The sequence below is a fragment of the Thalassotalea sp. 273M-4 genome, assembly GCF_041410465.1.
Classification (GTDB): Bacteria; Pseudomonadota; Gammaproteobacteria; order Enterobacterales; family Alteromonadaceae; genus Thalassotalea_A; species Thalassotalea_A aquiviva.
This window is the reverse complement of record NZ_CP166961.1, coordinates 1,371,970-1,388,406: the sequence shown is the minus strand read 5'-3', so window position 1 is coordinate 1,388,406 and position 16,437 is coordinate 1,371,970. Positions and strand designations below refer to the sequence as shown.

The window sequence follows — 16,437 nt, the reverse complement described above, 5'->3', positions numbered from 1 at the left end:
TATACTAAACTATAAGAAATTTAAACTTTATAAAAGCATATTTCAAAGGATCGACGATGACTAACCTCTATCAAGATAATGCAGAATCCATCGGTAAAACCCCATTAGTGAAGCTCAACCGAGTAACAGGTGGAAATGTTTATGCCAAAATTGAAGCGCGAAATCCCAGTTTTAGCGTAAAGTGCCGAATTGGCGCCAACATGATTTGGGATGCAGAAAAACGTGGAACCTTAACCAAAGACATTACCATTGTTGAACCGACCAGTGGCAACACCGGTATTGCGTTAGCGTTTGTGGCGGCCGCAAAAGGATATAAGCTGATTTTAACCATGCCTAATACCATGAGCTTAGAGCGACGTAAGTTGTTAATTGCTCTTGGTGCTACGTTAGAACTTACCGAAGGTGCTAAAGGGATGAAGGGCGCGATAGAAAAAGCTGAAGAAATTAAAGCTAGAGATCCCGATAAGCATCTTATTCTGGGTCAGTTTGATAACCCCGCCAATCCCGCAATTCACGAACAAACGACTGGACCTGAAATATGGCATGACACCGATGGTGAGGTCGATATCTTTGTCGCGGGTGTGGGTACTGGTGGCACCTTAACCGGGGTTTCAAGATACATTAAAAAGACGCAAGGCAAAGCCATTCAAACCATCGCCGTAGAGCCTGAAGATTCACCAATTATCGGTCAAGCCCTTGCTGGTGAAGAGCTCACCCCAGGCCCCCATAAAATTCAGGGTATTGGTGCTGGGTTTATTCCTGGCAATCTCGATTTGTCACTGGTTGATGGCGTTGAACGGGTATCTAATGACGATGCCATGGCGATGGCACATAGGTTAATGAAAGAAGAAGGGATATTAGCCGGAATTTCATCTGGTGCGGCCATTGTTGCCGCTAAACGTATTGCTGAGAAGCCTGAAAATGCTAATAAAAATATCGTCGTTATTTTAGCCAGTTCAGCCGAGCGATATCTCTCTAGTCCTTTGTTTGCAGATACCTTTACCGATGCGCAATTAAACCAATAATTACATCGCTGTGACATAATAGAAGCCTCCTTTAGGAGGCTTTTTTGTTTTATCTCAATATTAAAATATTGTAACTTAATGTTACATCCCTTATGCTAGTAAATTCATAATAAATATAAATAAAGACTTTAACCATGTAAGTAGTATACGGTTATGAGAAAAGCATTCACCCCTGAACACCTTTTTCCCGCCTTAGCCTTAGTGTCAATATCCTTGATATTTTGGCAGAATTTTGGGATGAATAAATCTTTACAAATATTCCCCGCTCAAGATGTCAAAATCGTTAACTGGAACGACAGTATAAACGATGGTAATTCCACGGGTAAAACCAATATACGGGACTCTAAGGTTGAACTTCAATGTGAACTCAAACGGTCGCAAAACACCTTCGCCTTTTGTGGTTATTTAATGCCACTACAACCTTCTGGTAAGGGTATGGATTTGACTCGTTATGACAGCCTAGATGTTGAACTGTCGATGACGTCTTCAAGTAAAGATACCATTATCTTGTACTTGCTTAATGAAGAGTTCGATACCAACGGCAACAAATTTAAACGTTCAAATGCCCGTACCATTTACCCTGGCTCAAATACAAAATTGTATTCATTAGATTTAAACAGTTTTTCAGTGCCTTCTTGGTGGTTATTTTCCAATGGCGAACGCGCCGATGGTAACAGTGAAGCAAAATTGAATAATGTGACCCATGTCCAAATTTCCAGTGGCGATAACACCAGTGAACGCGAAGAAATCATTGAAGTAAGTTCGGTATCGCTAAAAGGTAAATGGATATCAAAAGAGCAGTTATATTTGTCACTCATTCTGCTTTGGTGTTTTATCATCATAATTAATTTTTTCATCAGCACCCTTAAGCTGCGTAAAAAACTTAATGTCAGCACACAAAAAGCCAATGAGCTCAATCAGATCAATCGAATATTAAAAATCGAAAAAGATAAATTTGAAACCCTAGCAAAAGTTGACCCATTAACGGGCGCCTACAATAGAGCCGGTGTACGAGACATCTTAGATAGAATACTTCATCAGCAAGATAGCGATATTCCTTGCTCTTTGATCATGCTAGATATTGATTATTTCAAAAGAGTGAATGACACCTTAGGTCATGACGCGGGTGATGATATTTTGATTAATTTAGTCAAACTGATCCAATCACATACCCGAGAGTCCGACCATCTTGTGCGTTGGGGGGGAGAAGAATTTGCCCTCATTTGTGAAAACACCAGTGAACAGATCGCCATAAACATTGCCAATAAGTTGTGTTCGATCATTGCTCAACATAAACACTTTATTGCTCCCATTACCTGCAGTTTTGGGGTGAGTAAGTTAACGTCTATGAATATTGAAGATTGCTTTAAAGAAGCGGATGTTGCCTTATACAACGCCAAAGGACAAGGGCGCAATAGAGTGGTGATCAGAGAATTTGCTTAAATCATATTTGCCGTTTTAAACCCAAAATCTAATCATTTTAAATGATAGACTTTGGGTTTGCACACCAGGTCATTTTATTGACCGAGAACCTTACCTTCTCGTCTTGGATCGGCACCACCTATCAATTTGTCGTCAACGACTTCTATGGCATGAATACCACTGTTTAAGTCTCGAATTGATACTTTATGTCCCATATCTTCTAACTTAGGCGCTAAATCAACTAACGCCGTACCCTTTTCTAAGGTGGTTACTTTATTGCGATTGGTCATTTTAGGTAAGTTTATCGCCGTTTGGATATCCAATTGCCAATCCAGCACAGCAATAATCGTTTGAGCTACGTAATTGATAATTCGACTGCCACCTGGTGAACCTATCACTAAGCGTAAACTACCGTCAGAATTAAATACCATCGTTGGCGCCATTGAGCTGCGTGGGCGTTTATGAGGTGCTAACGCATTAGCCACGACTTTACCGTCTTTTACTGGGTTTAAAGAAAAATCGGTTAACTGGTTGTTGAGCAAAAAGCCGTTGACCAAAACCGCTGAGCCAAAAGCCATTTCTATCGAGGTCGTCATTGAAACAGCATTTGAGTTAGCATCGACAATGGAAATGTGTGAAGTTGATGGCATTTCAATGGCATCATCATCCGCTTGCGCGATGACATGAGCAAACTCACCTGCAACGGCCTCCCCCATATCGGCATTTGGTTTTATTAAGCCAGATCGAAAATTTAGGTACTGCGGATTTAGTAACTGACCGACAGGAACATCAACAAACGTCGGATCTGCAAGATACCTGGCTCTATCAGCAAAGGCTAAACGTGAGCTCTGAGTAAACAAATGGACCGATTGCAAGTCATTTGAAGCAAAGCTTGCTAGGTTATATGGTTCTAATTGTTTTAATATTTGCAACACTGCAACACCACCAGAGCTAGGTGGAGCCATCCCACACACTTGATAAAGTCGATACGCACCACATACAGGTGCAACTTCTCGTGCTTGGTAATTCGCCATATCTTCCAATGATAAAACCCCTGGCGCGATGCTGGTATTTTGCACAGCTTGAACAATGTCTTTGGCTATCCAACCAGTATAAAAAACCTTACTCCCTTGAAGCGCAATCGCTTGATAAACCCGAGCAAGTTCAGGATTTTTCAACAAGGTTCCCGCTTTAAGTGCTTCACCATTCGGAAAGAAATAATCAGCTGCAGGTTTTAACTTTTTCACCCCTGGGTTAAAGGACATAGCGATTAATTTTGCCAATCTAGGTGATACCACAAAACCTTCTGTGGCCAACTTTATGGGGTAGTCAAATAGGCTTTGCCATGGCAATGTGCCATATTTTTTATGCGCTTGCTCTAACGCTTTTAACACCCCAGGAACGCCGACACTTCGACCACCAACAACGGCATCAATCCATTTAACGGGGGTTCCATCGGGCTTTAAAAAAAGGTTTTGGTTAGCCTTTGCCGGTGCCTGTTCGCGTCCATCAAATGTGGTTAGGTGATTATGTTTATTGTCGTAATAAAGTAAAAATGCGCCTCCACCAATGCCAGAGGATTGAGGTTCAACCAATGTTAAGGTAAGTTGCACGGCAATTGCTGCATCAATTGCGCTACCACCGCGAGCTAATATTTGTCGTCCGGCTTCACTGGCGTATGGGTTAGCTGCTGCCACTAAAAACCTTTCACCAACTTTCGCTTTTGCTTGTTGTAAACCGGTCGCGGCTTCAGGCTCTCTTATTTCCCTTTGTACTTTGTTTTTGTCACTTAAAACAGAACAAGCGGTCAGTAAAACAGCAAAACTAATGATGATTAATCGATATGTCACTGGGGAAGATACAAACATACTCTGGCAAATCCCTATGTAATGTACTGGATACGTACTTTAAAAATTTAAGGTGTTAGTAAACTTAACGTGGTCAAGCCACATCTAAGGTGAATGTTGCTTGCTCAATGTTAATTGAAATTGGTTAAATAATGCAAAACTATCGTGCATTGGCGCATATTTTTGTTGGCTGTTTTCAAGTGCTGTCAACGCATGAACGGTGGCTTCAAAGCTAGATACATCGGTTGCTTTATGGTGTTTGCGAATAATATATTCACTGGTAATATCACTTGCTAATGTTAATTTCGCCAAATTATGTAAATTGCTCGAAAGTTGAAACATTTTATAGGCTTTTTTCCACGTACCATCGAGAATCAACAGCAAGGTTTGTTGTTGCGTTGGCACGTCCATTGGACTAACCTTTAGCGCCTCGTCATCTGGATACAATAAAACCACGTTGGTATTGGGGTCGTCAATTTTTGCGTTTAATTCGGGGTTATGACTAAAGTTTTCACCGACGATGATTTTACACTTATCAAGACAAAGGCTGGCTAATTTCGCCGTCCCCTTTACTTTATTCACTTCAGAAGGGTGTTGTAAAAACCAAACCTCTACCTGATTTTTAACCTGACAAGCGAATTGGCAAATGCATGTGACTAGCGGTCGTTCACACCTTGTGCAATACTGTCTGCTCATTTGTATATCAATACTCGTTTAAGAGAAAAAAGAACACACAGTATAAGTTGAATTCCTTTTATGTTGAAGTTGTCATTACCCATTTCTAGGCAAGCACTCGTGTTACCGCTTATTGTTTTATCCTTATCTCTGCTGGTGTACCTGTTTGCGCCCTACTTTGAAAGTGGGCTTATTTACGACAAAAATCTGGTCAATAGCGCTGAACTATGGCGTCTCTTTACAGCGCATTTTGTTCATACCAATTTTAATCATTTACTGTTGAATTTAGCCGGTTTAACCATGCTTTGGGCATTGCATGGCGATCATTACAGTCATTTGCATTATTTTCTGGCCCTACTGACCTCTGCCCTGGTTTGCGCTTTGGGGATTTACTTTTATAGCCCTGATATTGTTCGCTATGTCGGCTTATCTGGCGTTTTACACGGTTTATTTGTGTGGGGCGCGATATGCGATATACAAAAAGGTTGGCGCTCGGGATATTTATTGTTTATTGGCGTTTGGGTAAAGGTCATTTATGAGCAAATTTATGGCGCCAGCGCCGATGTGGAAGTCTTAATTAACGCTAACGTCGCCATTGACGCTCATATGTGGGGCGCTTTAGGTGGCCTGCTATTTACCATAGTTTTGGCTTTATTTAATAAGGTCAAACAAAATCGTATAAATACTCACTTTTCAACTTAATCATTCTTCAAACGAGTGACTCCTTAACCATATTGTTAAGGCCAAAGGGCGAATAAAAAAGGGACCTGTTAAAGATCCCTTTGTCTAGCTTTCGATTTTATAGGTTATCTAACACATGTCGATATAACACCGGCAGTGAAGCAACGGTTAAAGCGTATTTTCAAACAATTTGAAAATACGACGATATTCGTCTAGCCAGCTGCTTGGCTGCACAAAACCATGTGGTTCAACTGGGTAAATGGCGGTTTCAAAGTCTTGCTTTTCAAGCTCAATTAAACGCTGAACAAGTCTTACGGTATCTTGGAAGAATACGTTGTCATCCACCATTGGCGCATTGATCAAAAGAGGTTTGCTCAAACCTTCGGCAAAGTAAATTGGCGAGCTGCGCTCAAACGCAATTTTATCATCTTCAGGTGTGTTCAAAATATTTGAGGTATAGCCATGATTGTACGATGTCCAATCTGCGACTAAACGCAGCGCTGATCCCGATTGGAATACTTCTGGCTCTTTAAATAGCGCCATTAACGTCATAAAACCACCGTAAGAGCCACCGTAAACACCAACTCGTTCACGATCAACATTGGCGTTTTCAACTAACCAGTCAACGCCATCAAGCATGTCTTCAAGCTCTGGCTTACCCATGTGACGGTAAATTGCAGTGCGCCAATCACGTCCGTAACCAGCAGATGCGCGATAGTCCATATCGATAACCGTGTAACCTTCTTGTACCAAAAGTGAATGGAACATAAATTCACGGAAATATCCTGACCAACCTAAGTGCGAGTTTTGTAAGTAACCCGCACCGTGCACAAACATCACCGCTTTACTTTTTTCGCTAGCCGATGCTTGTTCACCTTGATAAACACGAGAAAAAATACCTTGTTTGGTATGCGATGAAGGTACCTCAACCACCGTTGGCGCAACCCAAGGCATAGATAGAAACTCCGCAGACACCGTCTGGGTAATACGAGTTGCACTGGCGCCAGCTTTTGCATCTTGCACATAAAGCTCTGGTGGCATTGTAGTGGTAGAGTGTTCAATTAATAACTTGTTCTCATCAGGCGATAAGGCATAGTCATTTTTGCCGCCTAAATCAGTTAATTGAGTCAGCTTGGCGTCATTTACAGCAACAGAGTAGATTTCATAAATGCCAGGATGCTTTTTGTTACCTTGAAAATAAAACTTAGTGTCATCTTTGGTTAAGGTCAGATCGCGCACTTCATATTGACCTTGAGTTAACGCTTTTGCTTTGCCATTAACAGGTTTTACATATAAATGCGAATAACCACTCTCTTCTGATAAGTAATACAGAGTTTCGCTGTTATTCATCCAGCCGTAACTGTTAAACGACCAATTAATCCAAGCGTCATCGTGCAGGCGATGCTGATTAACAAACGCTTTGTTTTCAAAGTCAATGGTTGCAATCCAACGATCTTTGTTATCCCATGCGCGTAACATAACGGCGACTTGTTTTGAGTCGTTATGCCATTCAATGTTGTTCATCATGTAAATATTACGAGGCGACTTTTTCGACTCGTAGGTTTTACCTTCGCGAGCATAGTTCTCTTGGCGAACCTTAGCCAACACATCTTCATCAAAGCCAGGTAAAGTGTCGTATGACAACAAGTATTGGGCGTCATTTTCTAAATCAAGTAGGTAAACTTGTTCAGAGTATTTGCGGTTATCTGATACGCGACGACGTACTTGCTGTGCATCGATGGTGGCTTCTGAAGTAATGTAATTTGGCATAATATCGCCTTTATTACTCCAAGGTTCATCTTTTGCCACGCTCACAACCATCATTTTACCATTGGGAGATAATTCGGCATTGGCAATACGTTTACCTTCCCCAAAGTAAAATACTGACGTTGCAATAGTGTCATTTTCACTCATTAATTGGCTGTTTTGCTTAGCCTTTAAATCAGAATTACGCTTTTGTAATGCAATGTAGTCAATCAGTTTGTGTTGTTCTTTAGAGATATAGCTTTGCTCTTCACGAGCAACACCAGGTGTGTTACTGGTTTTAAGATTTGCCAGTTCACGAATTTGATTGTTTAGGGTATCAAATTGATAAAAAATATTACCTACACGATAAGCAACATGGCCATTAGACAAAAACATTGCTTGGCTTTCTTGGGCTGTGGTGTATGTAAGCTGGGTAACGTTAGCTGTTACCAAGTCTTTTAAAAACACGTTGCCTTTAAAGGTATATAACTCTTTGGTGCCGTCAGCACTTAGAACAGCATTACGATCAGAACGAAGATGAAGTTCGTTTAACGCAACTTTATCACCATTACCTTGGCTCATTAATCTCTTTTCGATGAGATCTTGAAGCGGGTTTCCTTTGCGCTTTTGCATATAGTAAACCGTATTGGCGTCGTCGCCCCAATACCAACTCATCGGAGAACGTGCGATCCAGTCAGGATCAGACATGATTTTTTCCAAAGTGATCACTTTGGTGTGATCTGGGTGAGTCGGTTTTTCCCCCTGAACTGGCGCGCTTAACGGGGTATTAGGCGTAACCGTATTGCCTTTGGAAATGTCATTGGCCGCACAGCCGCTTAAGAGGAAAGTGACGGAAGCCACTAGTAACGAATATTTCATATTATTATTCACTTTTTAAAAAGATACTGTATTTAACCAAACATTGGTTCCTAATGGCAACTTGAGTCGGGTAAAAAGAAAGCAACTAAGCCAACAAAATGCCCGGTTGTGCAAATTTCACACAAATATTTCAACTTTCTTTACCAATAAGTTTGCTATAATCGCCCCCGATACGCCTTTGGCAACCATTTACAAATAAGAGTTATCCCAATCTATGATCCCATTACCAAAAACAGAATTATTTGATTATCCCAAATACTGGGCTGAATGTTATGGCTCTGCCCCATTCTTTCCCATGTCTAAAAAGGAAATGGATGCACTCGGTTGGGACAGTTGTGACATCATTCTAGTGACCGGCGACGCCTATGTTGATCACCCAAGTTTTGGTATGGCAATTATTGGCCGGATGCTGGAATCACAAGGTTTTCGTGTTGGTATCATAAGCCAGCCAGATTGGCATTCTAAAGATGCTTTTATGACATTGGGCAAGCCCAATCTATTTTATGGGGTAACAGCGGGTAACATGGACTCGATGATTAACCGCTATACTGCTGAACGGCGAATTCGCCACGATGACGCCTATACCCCTAACAACGAAGGTGGCAAACGCCCAGATCGAGCGGTGTTAGTTTACAGCCAACGTTGTAAAGAAGCCTACAAAGATGTGCCAGTTGTTATTGGTGGTATTGAAGCCAGTCTTCGCCGAATAGCCCATTATGATTATTGGTCTGATAAAGTTCGACGCAGTGTGTTGTTTGACGCCAAAGCCGATATCTTAATTTATGGTAATGCTGAACGTCCGCTCGTTGAAGTGGCGCATAGAATAGCGCGCGGTGAAAACGTAACTGAGATTAAAGATGTCCATGGTACCGCATTTATTACCAAAACAGCCTTGCCAGGTTGGCGTGGTGTTGACTCGCGCAGTATTGACCGTCCAGGTAAAATTGACCCGATTGTTAGCCCATATCAAGAAATTACAGCTTCAACCTGTGAGCAATCAACCGATGAGCAAGATAATAGCGTCGACGTTAGTAAAGAGGCTGTACCGATTCAAATCAGTGATTATCAAAATAAAAGCTGGAGCAAAAGATTCAAGCCTTGGGAAAAAACCTACGTTAAATTACCAAGTTTTGAGCAAGTATCGAATAACAAAGTACTCTATGCCCATGCTTCGAGAATTTTTCATCAAGAAGTTAACCCAGCCAGTGCCAGAGCTTTAATGCAAAGCCATGGCGATCGCAGTATCTGGTTAAATCCGCCAGCGATTCCACTGAGTGAAAAAGAAATGGATGGGGTGTTTGGTTTACCCTATGCTCGGGTACCACACCCAAGTTATGGCGATGCAAAAATTCCCGCGTATGACATGATCAAAACCTCGATTAATATTATGCGTGGTTGTTTTGGTGGTTGTTCATTTTGTTCAATAACCGAGCACGAAGGACGCATTATTCAATCTCGTTCGCAGCAATCTATCATTGACGAAATTGAAGATATTAAGGCCAAAGTACCTGGTTTTACTGGTGTTATTTCCGATCTTGGTGGACCAACAGCGAACATGTATCAATTACGTTGTAAAAGCCCAAAAGCAGAAGCGACGTGTCGTCGACCAAGTTGTGTTTGGCCAGATATTTGTGGTCATATGGATACCGACCATACCCCAACGATTGAACTTTATCGTAAGGCTCGAAAAGTTAAGGGGATTAAAAAAGTATTAATTGCCTCAGGGGTACGCTATGACTTAGCGATTCGTGATCCAGACTACGTGAAAGAATTGGCAACGCATCATGTGGGTGGTTATTTAAAAATCGCACCCGAGCACACCGAAGAAGGGCCATTGGCGAAAATGATGAAGCCCGGCATGGGTTCGTATCACAAGTTTAAAGAGATGTTTGACCATTACTCAAAAGTTGCCGGTAAAAAACAATATTTGATCCCATATTTTATTTCGGCCCATCCAGGCACCACAAATAAAGACATGATTAACTTAGCATTATGGCTAAAAAGCAATGACTTTAAACTGGATCAGGTGCAGAATTTTTATCCGTCACCGCTTGCTAATGCGACAACGATTTACCATACAGAAATGGACTCGTTAAATAAAATCCGTAAAGATAATGCTTCGGTTCCAGTGCCCAAAGGCACAATCCAAAGACGTTTGCATAAAGCCATTTTACGATACCACGATCCGGTAAATTGGCCGATCATTCGCGAAGCGATCACTAAGATGGGACTGGCTAGAAAATTGATTGGCAGTGGTCCGGGTTGTTTAGTACCCGCTGAAACCCGAGCAGAAAAGAGTATGGCGTTTAAGAAAGGTAAAAATAATGCCAGTGGACGTAAAACATCTCCAGGTCAACAAAGGCCGATGTCTAAAGGCAAACGGGGTTCGAACAAGAGTCAACCTGGGTTGACTCGTTTTAGTAACGACCAGTTTAAAAAACGAAAATAAATTTTCATATATATCATAAGCTAGACACTCTGAAATTTTGAGTGTTTAGCTTTTTTCATCGTTTTGCTGCTGCTCATTTTTATCTAACTTAGGCTCATCACTTAGCCTAATACGTTTTAATTGATCATTCTCTTTATTCCCCTTCACCATGTGCAAATGCACATCTTGTTGCGGAAATGGGATTGAGATCCCTTCTCTGTCAAACCTAAGTTTTACTTCTTTGGTGACATCCCAATAAACATCCCAGTAGTCATCGGTTTTAACCCATGGACGGACAATAAAATCAACAGAGGAAGTATTTAATGTATGTAATTTCACCATAGTTTCCGGTACAGGTAATACCGCTGGATGTGACGTCGCGATATCGATTAAAATCTGCTCAGCTTTGAGTAAATCATCGTTGTAACCAATACCAAAGACCATATCGACTCGTCGAGTTCGCTCATGGGTAACATTTTTTATTACATCACCCCAGATTTTATTATTCGGCACAATAATGATTTGATTATCAAAGGTTCTGATCGTGGTATTTACTAAGCTCATTTTATTAACTTTGCCATCAACGCCACCGGCATGAACAAAATCACCAACATCAAATGGACGATAAATGAGTAACATCATACCGGCGGCCAAATTAGAAAGACTGTCTTGCAAGGCCAAACCAATAATCACACCAGCGATACCAAAACCGGTTAGAACTGGGGCTAAGTTGATGCCAATTTGAGATAAGCCGATGAGAATCGCAATCACCCAAACGGTCTTACTCGATATGGATATAAAAAAGTCTTGCATCAATTGAGAGAAATTTAAATTCTTAGATGCAACGGTTTTACCAACCACCCGTCGAGTTAATTTGGCCACTGGGTGGGCAATAAATAAAACTAAGATAAATATCAGTATTTTAAAAAATACATCCGCTGCGTTCTCACTTAACCAGTTGAACACACTTTTAGAGGCGCTTACTAATATGCCCCAAAGGACTTCAAAGTCGAGTAAATCGTGCGTAATACTCCCTGTCGCTTTAAAAATAAGCTGACGATATTCTGCCGTTTTCATCCCCATTTCAGCGGCGTCTGAGCTTAGTTGACGTAAACTGTTTACGGCAATATCTAATCGCTGATCGTTGATCAATTTTTGCAATTGAAAACTCGCCTTTTCTGACTCTGGACTTTGCGATAATTGCGTCGAAACGGTTTTTTGTTGCTGCATTAAATAGTCAATAGATGCCGACACCAAGTCCATACGAATTTCGTATTTTTCTTTTAAAACCTCAACGGTTTTGGGTTTTGCTATTCCCAGTTTTTGACGCCACTGCTCATTTTGCCAACTCCAACGATACATCAGATCAAAAAATTCATGCAACTCTTTATAACCAGGCAATAAAGATAACTTAGCATCGAGCTCTGCTGTATTGATTTCATTGACCTTCTCAAGAAACTTACCTTCTATGTATGTCATCGCTCGTTCGGTATAATTCGCTTGGCCCTTAACCATTTGTTGTAAAACTTTGGGTTCAAAAACTTCCTCATCAATGGCGGTTTCAATACTGGCTCTTAATGCCATATTTTTTTGGTAGAGTCGAAGTTGAATAGCATCATACTCCTCACCTGTCGCCGATTTTAGGGCAAGCGATAATTCCTTTATTTCTTCTGTAGATTCGTTGATTTCTTTACTCAACGAAGCCATTTCGGTTTGCTTTTGATCGTTGTTCTGTGTTTCAGATGGTGATGAATCTTGCGCTTGAGCCAGAGTTGATAAGATTAAAAGGGTAAAGGCAAAAAGCAGGTAAAATCGAATGGGTAATAGAAGGTTTTTAGAATTCATAAAGATAGCCTAATAACAGTTGATGTTATATTGAGTATTTAGGTATAAAAGAGGTCTACTTTTAGCAGTTTAGAACACAAATCAATTCCTTGTATAATTAATAGCCTATCTATTAAATGAAACTCCCATCGTTATTTTTATTTCCCCTCTAAAATAAAATGTTAGAATAACAGTCATTAATTTTGATCACGTCTTATCATCACTACAAAACTTATGAACATGCAACAGCCTAAAATTAATAAGTACCTTTTTTACGTTACTTTGTCGTATTCCTTTAATGTCCTTCGTCCCATTGAACAGGTTTTAAAACAACGAGGACATCAGGTTGCTTGGTTTATACCTCAACATTCAGAAGCGGCCGCGTTCAGTGAAACAACCGATCGACTTTTTAGAACCATTGCTGAAGTTAAAGCATATCAGGCCGATGCCGTGCTTGTTCCTGGCAATTATATTCCTGACTTTTTCCCAGGAATTAAAGTTCAAGTTTTTCATGGCTTTGATTCTGGTAAGAAAAACAAATTTAATATTCGTGGTTTTTTCGACCTTTATTGCACCCAAGGCCCGAATATCACTAATGCATTTAACAACATAAATGATGGTACTTGTGAAGTTGTCGAAACCGGTTGGTCTAAATTAGACCCTCTTTTTACTTTGCATGCTGACACCGATAAATATCAAAGTGCATCACCTACCATATTATATGCACCAACGTTTTCACCGAAATTAACCAGCACCTATGCGTTGCTTCCTCATATTGAATCACTGGCTAAAAAACACCCATGGCAATGGCTGATTAAGCTACACCCAAAAGCTAAGACAGACGAAATAGCGATGTTTAAAGCTTTGGCTCAGCGCCAGCAAAATGTTCGATTTATTGAAACCAGCAATGTCATTCCTCTATTGCAAGCAGCAGATGTATTAGTTTCAGATACCTCATCTATCTTGGCTGAATTTGCCCTGCAGGCAAAGCCAGTGGTTGCTTTGAACAACCGTAGACCAGAAGATTGGATGATTAACTTCTCAAGCCCTGAACATCTAGAAGAAAAGATTGAATATGCATTAAGTAATGACCCTAAGCTACTGTCACTCATTGATCAGCACTGTAGCAGCATCCACCCTTACAAAGATGGTCAATCGAGCAAACGAGTGGTTGAAGCCATTGATGATTTAATTAGTCGAGGGACTGCGCATTTAAAAGCCAAGCCTTGGAATATTATCCGCAAACTTAAAATGCGTAAAAAGTTTAAGTACTACCATTGGCGATAAGCTAGCCCAACAGGGAAAACCAGCTGAAAAAGCTAACAGTATCAGTCTAGGAATTTAAAGCTCGCTAATCTTATGTTGACATTTTGCCAGTTAAAAGTTTATCGAGCTTGCTTGGTGGTGAAAACCACGTTCATCTAAGCGCTGTTTATTTGTAACAAATGCAGCCTTAGTTCATTCTTCTTCCTACTATTGTCTTTGCCAAAAACCTTTAGCAAAGCCACTAAAAGTGTTCTCATTAAAGTAAAAACTAAGTACCGCAATGACCTCCTTTGGCGTATAATGCGCACAATTTTAACTTGTCAGGATACCTGCTTTGATCACTACAGCAAATATTACGATGCAATTTGGGGCAAAACCCTTATTTGAAAACATTTCGGTTAAATTCGGTGGCGGCAACCGTTACGGTTTAATCGGGGCAAATGGTTGTGGAAAATCAACCTTTATGAAAATTTTAGGGGGCGATTTAGAACCTTCTGCTGGTAATGTTTCTATTGATGTGAACGAACGTGTAGGTAAACTTCGCCAAGATCAATTCGCCTTCGAAAACTATTCGGTTATCGATACCGTAATTATGGGGCACACAGAACTGTGGGCCATCAAAGAAGAGCGCGATCGTATTTATGGCCTTGCCGAAATGAGCGAAGAAGAAGGGATGAAAGTGGCAGACCTTGAAGTAGAGTTTGCCGAAATGGATGGCTACTCGGCTGAATCGCGCGCGGGTGAATTACTATTAGGTCTTGGTATTCCTACTGAGCAACACTTTGGCCCAATGAGCGAGATTGCTCCTGGTTGGAAACTTCGTGTCTTGCTAGCACAAGCGTTGTTTTCTGATCCTGATATATTGCTTCTTGATGAACCAACCAACAACCTTGATATCCACACCATTCAATGGTTAGAAGATATTTTAAACGACCGTAATTCTACCATGATCATCATCTCGCATGACCGTCACTTCTTAAACAGTGTGTGCACTCACATGGCCGATTTAGATTATGGAGAACTACGTATTTATGCCGGTAATTACGATGAGTATATGCTAGCGGCTACTCAAGCACGCGCTCGTTTAATGGCTGACAATGCTAAGAAAAAAGCACAAATTTCTGATCTACAAGACTTTGTTCGTCGATTCTCAGCCAATGCATCAAAAGCCAAACAAGCAACATCACGCGCTAAGCAAATTGATAAAATTCAATTGGAAGAAGTTAAAGCGTCTAGTCGCGTTAACCCTTTTATTCGCTTTGAACAAGAGAAAAAATTATTCCGTAACTCATTAGAAATTGAGAATTTAAATAAAAGTTTTGATGGCAACCATGTCTTAAAAAATATGAATTTAATGGCGGAAGTTGGTGAGAAAATTGCCATCATTGGTGAAAACGGTGCGGGTAAAACCACCCTATTACGAATTCTCATGGGTGAATACCAAGCCGATACCGGTTTTGCCAACTGGTCAGAAAATGCAAAAATAGCCTACTATGCCCAAGATCATGCACATGAATTTGAGCAAGACATGAATTTATTTGATTGGATGAGCCAATGGCGCAGTCCCGGTGATGACGAGCAGGTGATCCGTGGTTATCTTGGCCGACTACTGTTTTCTTCTGATGATATTAAAAAGTCGGTAAAAGTGCTATCCGGTGGTGAACAAGGCCGTATGTTATTTGGTAAGATGATGATGCAAAAGCCCAACATCTTGGTGCTAGATGAACCAACAAACCATATGGATATGGAGTCTATCGAATCGCTAAACATTGCCTTAGAAAAGTACGAAGGTACGATTGTCTTTGTATCACACGATAGAGAATTTGTATCATCGATTGCGACACGTATCATCGAGCTAAAATCCGACGGCTACGTTGACTTTGCCGGTACTTATGAAGAGTACTTAAAATCTCAACAGGCCTAGGCTGCCATTTTTACGAATCGGGCTTTTAAGCCCGATTTTTTTTTCATTAAACAACGTGAGTCACTTTACGTTCATCAGCGAACAAAACACAATTTACTTGATCCCATCAAAACTGACTAAGTCAGCCCTCATTAACCTCTTTTTTGAACCATGTCGTTATAGCCGGTTGATAAATTAACCACAGCCTTTGATCTGACTCAACAAATTTGTTACAAAGTAAACAGGAGATTAACCATTGTCGCCGTTTTTAATTATACTCAAACTATGGCAATACAATTTATAACCATAATGAGCCGAGCAAAAATTAATACTTTAATATAAAAAATTTCAGAACAAAATGTGATTGCGTTTGTCTATAACCTAGTCCCCCACAAAATTAAAAACATCGCCTTTGATCAGCAGGCTAAATTTACGCTATTAAGCGTGATTCAGTTCTGAAAAGATAAGAGATAAGATGACTTTAACAAAGTTATATACGAGGCTTTAATGACAAGAAAATCGAACTTTTTTACCAATAAAGCATTTACATATTGATTAAAGATTAACCGCTATGCGCTGGTAATGAGTCATCAATTTTCTATAGAACAATTTTTAAACACTGTAAGCAATTGAAATATAAGGGGTAAAAGTAGCGTTACAAATTTGGTACACATTTTAAGAAAAAATGCTTGTATCTCAGGAAAGATAGGAACATTCTAATATTGAAAACAAAATTTAGGA

Annotated in this window: 10 protein-coding genes; 6 read left to right on the top strand and 4 right to left on the bottom strand. The window is 40.4% G+C overall.

Annotated elements, in window-relative coordinates; all coding sequences use genetic code 11:
• Positions 1–56 precede the first annotated feature (56 nt).
• Together cysK and ACAY00_RS06165 are read left to right on the top strand one after the other, a co-directional pair.
• Positions 57–1,025, top strand: coding sequence for a cysteine synthase A (gene cysK / locus ACAY00_RS06170; RefSeq protein ID WP_371378725.1), 969 nt, complete (start codon positions 57–59; stop codon positions 1,023–1,025).
• Between the two features lie 153 nt (positions 1,026–1,178).
• Complete coding sequence (locus ACAY00_RS06165; protein ID WP_371378722.1) at positions 1,179–2,468, top strand: GGDEF domain-containing protein; 1,290 nt, start codon at positions 1,179–1,181, stop codon at positions 2,466–2,468.
• Positions 2,469–2,542: 74 nt separating this feature from the next.
• Here the strand turns inward: ACAY00_RS06165 and ggt are convergent, their stop codons facing one another.
• Positions 2,543–4,315 carry a gamma-glutamyltransferase gene (gene ggt / locus ACAY00_RS06160; protein ID WP_371378719.1) on the bottom strand — a complete coding sequence of 591 codons (1,773 nt, stop codon included), beginning with the start codon at positions 4,313–4,315 and terminating at the stop codon, positions 2,543–2,545.
• A gap of 84 nt (positions 4,316–4,399) precedes the next feature.
• Positions 4,400–4,990 carry a tRNA-uridine aminocarboxypropyltransferase gene (locus ACAY00_RS06155; protein WP_371378716.1) on the bottom strand — a complete coding sequence of 197 codons (591 nt, stop codon included), beginning with the start codon at positions 4,988–4,990 and terminating at the stop codon, positions 4,400–4,402.
• A 60-nt stretch (positions 4,991–5,050) separates the two neighbouring features.
• On the opposite strand from ACAY00_RS06155, the gene rrtA reads away from it, so the two are divergent.
• Positions 5,051–5,671, top strand: coding sequence for a rhombosortase (gene rrtA, locus ACAY00_RS06150; RefSeq protein ID WP_371378713.1), 621 nt, complete (start codon positions 5,051–5,053; stop codon positions 5,669–5,671).
• A 147-nt stretch (positions 5,672–5,818) separates the two neighbouring features.
• Here rrtA and ACAY00_RS06145 read toward each other — a convergent pair whose 3' ends face one another.
• The gene (locus ACAY00_RS06145; RefSeq protein ID WP_371378710.1) at positions 5,819–8,275 is read right to left on the bottom strand and encodes a S9 family peptidase; all 2,457 of its coding nucleotides are present in this window, start codon (positions 8,273–8,275) and stop codon (positions 5,819–5,821) included.
• 214 nt (positions 8,276–8,489) lie between these two features.
• On the opposite strand from ACAY00_RS06145, the gene ACAY00_RS06140 reads away from it, so the two are divergent.
• Positions 8,490–10,724 (top strand): YgiQ family radical SAM protein, encoded by a 2,235-nt coding sequence (locus tag ACAY00_RS06140; protein WP_371378707.1) that lies wholly within the window; start codon positions 8,490–8,492, stop codon positions 10,722–10,724.
• Positions 10,725–10,769: 45 nt separating this feature from the next.
• On the opposite strand, the gene ACAY00_RS06135 is transcribed toward ACAY00_RS06140, so the two are convergent.
• Entirely contained in the window at positions 10,770–12,548 is a 1,779-nt protein-coding gene (locus ACAY00_RS06135; protein WP_371378704.1) for a mechanosensitive ion channel domain-containing protein, read from the bottom strand.
• A 213-nt stretch (positions 12,549–12,761) separates the two neighbouring features.
• Between ACAY00_RS06135 and ACAY00_RS06130 the strand changes: the two genes are divergently transcribed.
• Positions 12,762–13,814 carry a CDP-glycerol glycerophosphotransferase family protein gene (locus ACAY00_RS06130; protein ID WP_371378701.1) on the top strand — a complete coding sequence of 351 codons (1,053 nt, stop codon included), beginning with the start codon at positions 12,762–12,764 and terminating at the stop codon, positions 13,812–13,814.
• Positions 13,815–14,127: 313 nt separating this feature from the next.
• Complete coding sequence (locus ACAY00_RS06125; protein WP_371378698.1) at positions 14,128–15,717, top strand: ABC-F family ATPase; 1,590 nt, start codon at positions 14,128–14,130, stop codon at positions 15,715–15,717.
• The last annotated feature ends 720 nt before the right edge of the window (positions 15,718–16,437 follow it).

What these genes read in the sequence shown, in the direction of transcription:
- ACAY00_RS06130 (WP_371378701.1), top strand. Translation starts at nt 12,762, where the DNA reads ATGAACATGCAACAGCCTAAAATTAATAAGTACCTTTTTTACGTTACT.
- cysK (WP_371378725.1), top strand. Translation starts at nt 57, where the DNA reads ATGACTAACCTCTATCAAGATAATGCAGAATCCATCGGTAAAACCCCA.
- ACAY00_RS06140 (WP_371378707.1), top strand. Translation starts at nt 8,490, where the DNA reads ATGATCCCATTACCAAAAACAGAATTATTTGATTATCCCAAATACTGG.
- ACAY00_RS06165 (WP_371378722.1), top strand. Translation starts at nt 1,179, where the DNA reads ATGAGAAAAGCATTCACCCCTGAACACCTTTTTCCCGCCTTAGCCTTA.
- ACAY00_RS06135 (WP_371378704.1), bottom strand. Translation starts at nt 12,548, where the DNA reads ATGAATTCTAAAAACCTTCTATTACCCATTCGATTTTACCTGCTTTTT.
- ACAY00_RS06145 (WP_371378710.1), bottom strand. Translation starts at nt 8,275, where the DNA reads ATGAAATATTCGTTACTAGTGGCTTCCGTCACTTTCCTCTTAAGCGGC.
- ggt (WP_371378719.1), bottom strand. Translation starts at nt 4,315, where the DNA reads ATGTTTGTATCTTCCCCAGTGACATATCGATTAATCATCATTAGTTTT.
- ACAY00_RS06155 (WP_371378716.1), bottom strand. Translation starts at nt 4,990, where the DNA reads ATGAGCAGACAGTATTGCACAAGGTGTGAACGACCGCTAGTCACATGC.
- rrtA (WP_371378713.1), top strand. Translation starts at nt 5,051, where the DNA reads ATGTTGAAGTTGTCATTACCCATTTCTAGGCAAGCACTCGTGTTACCG.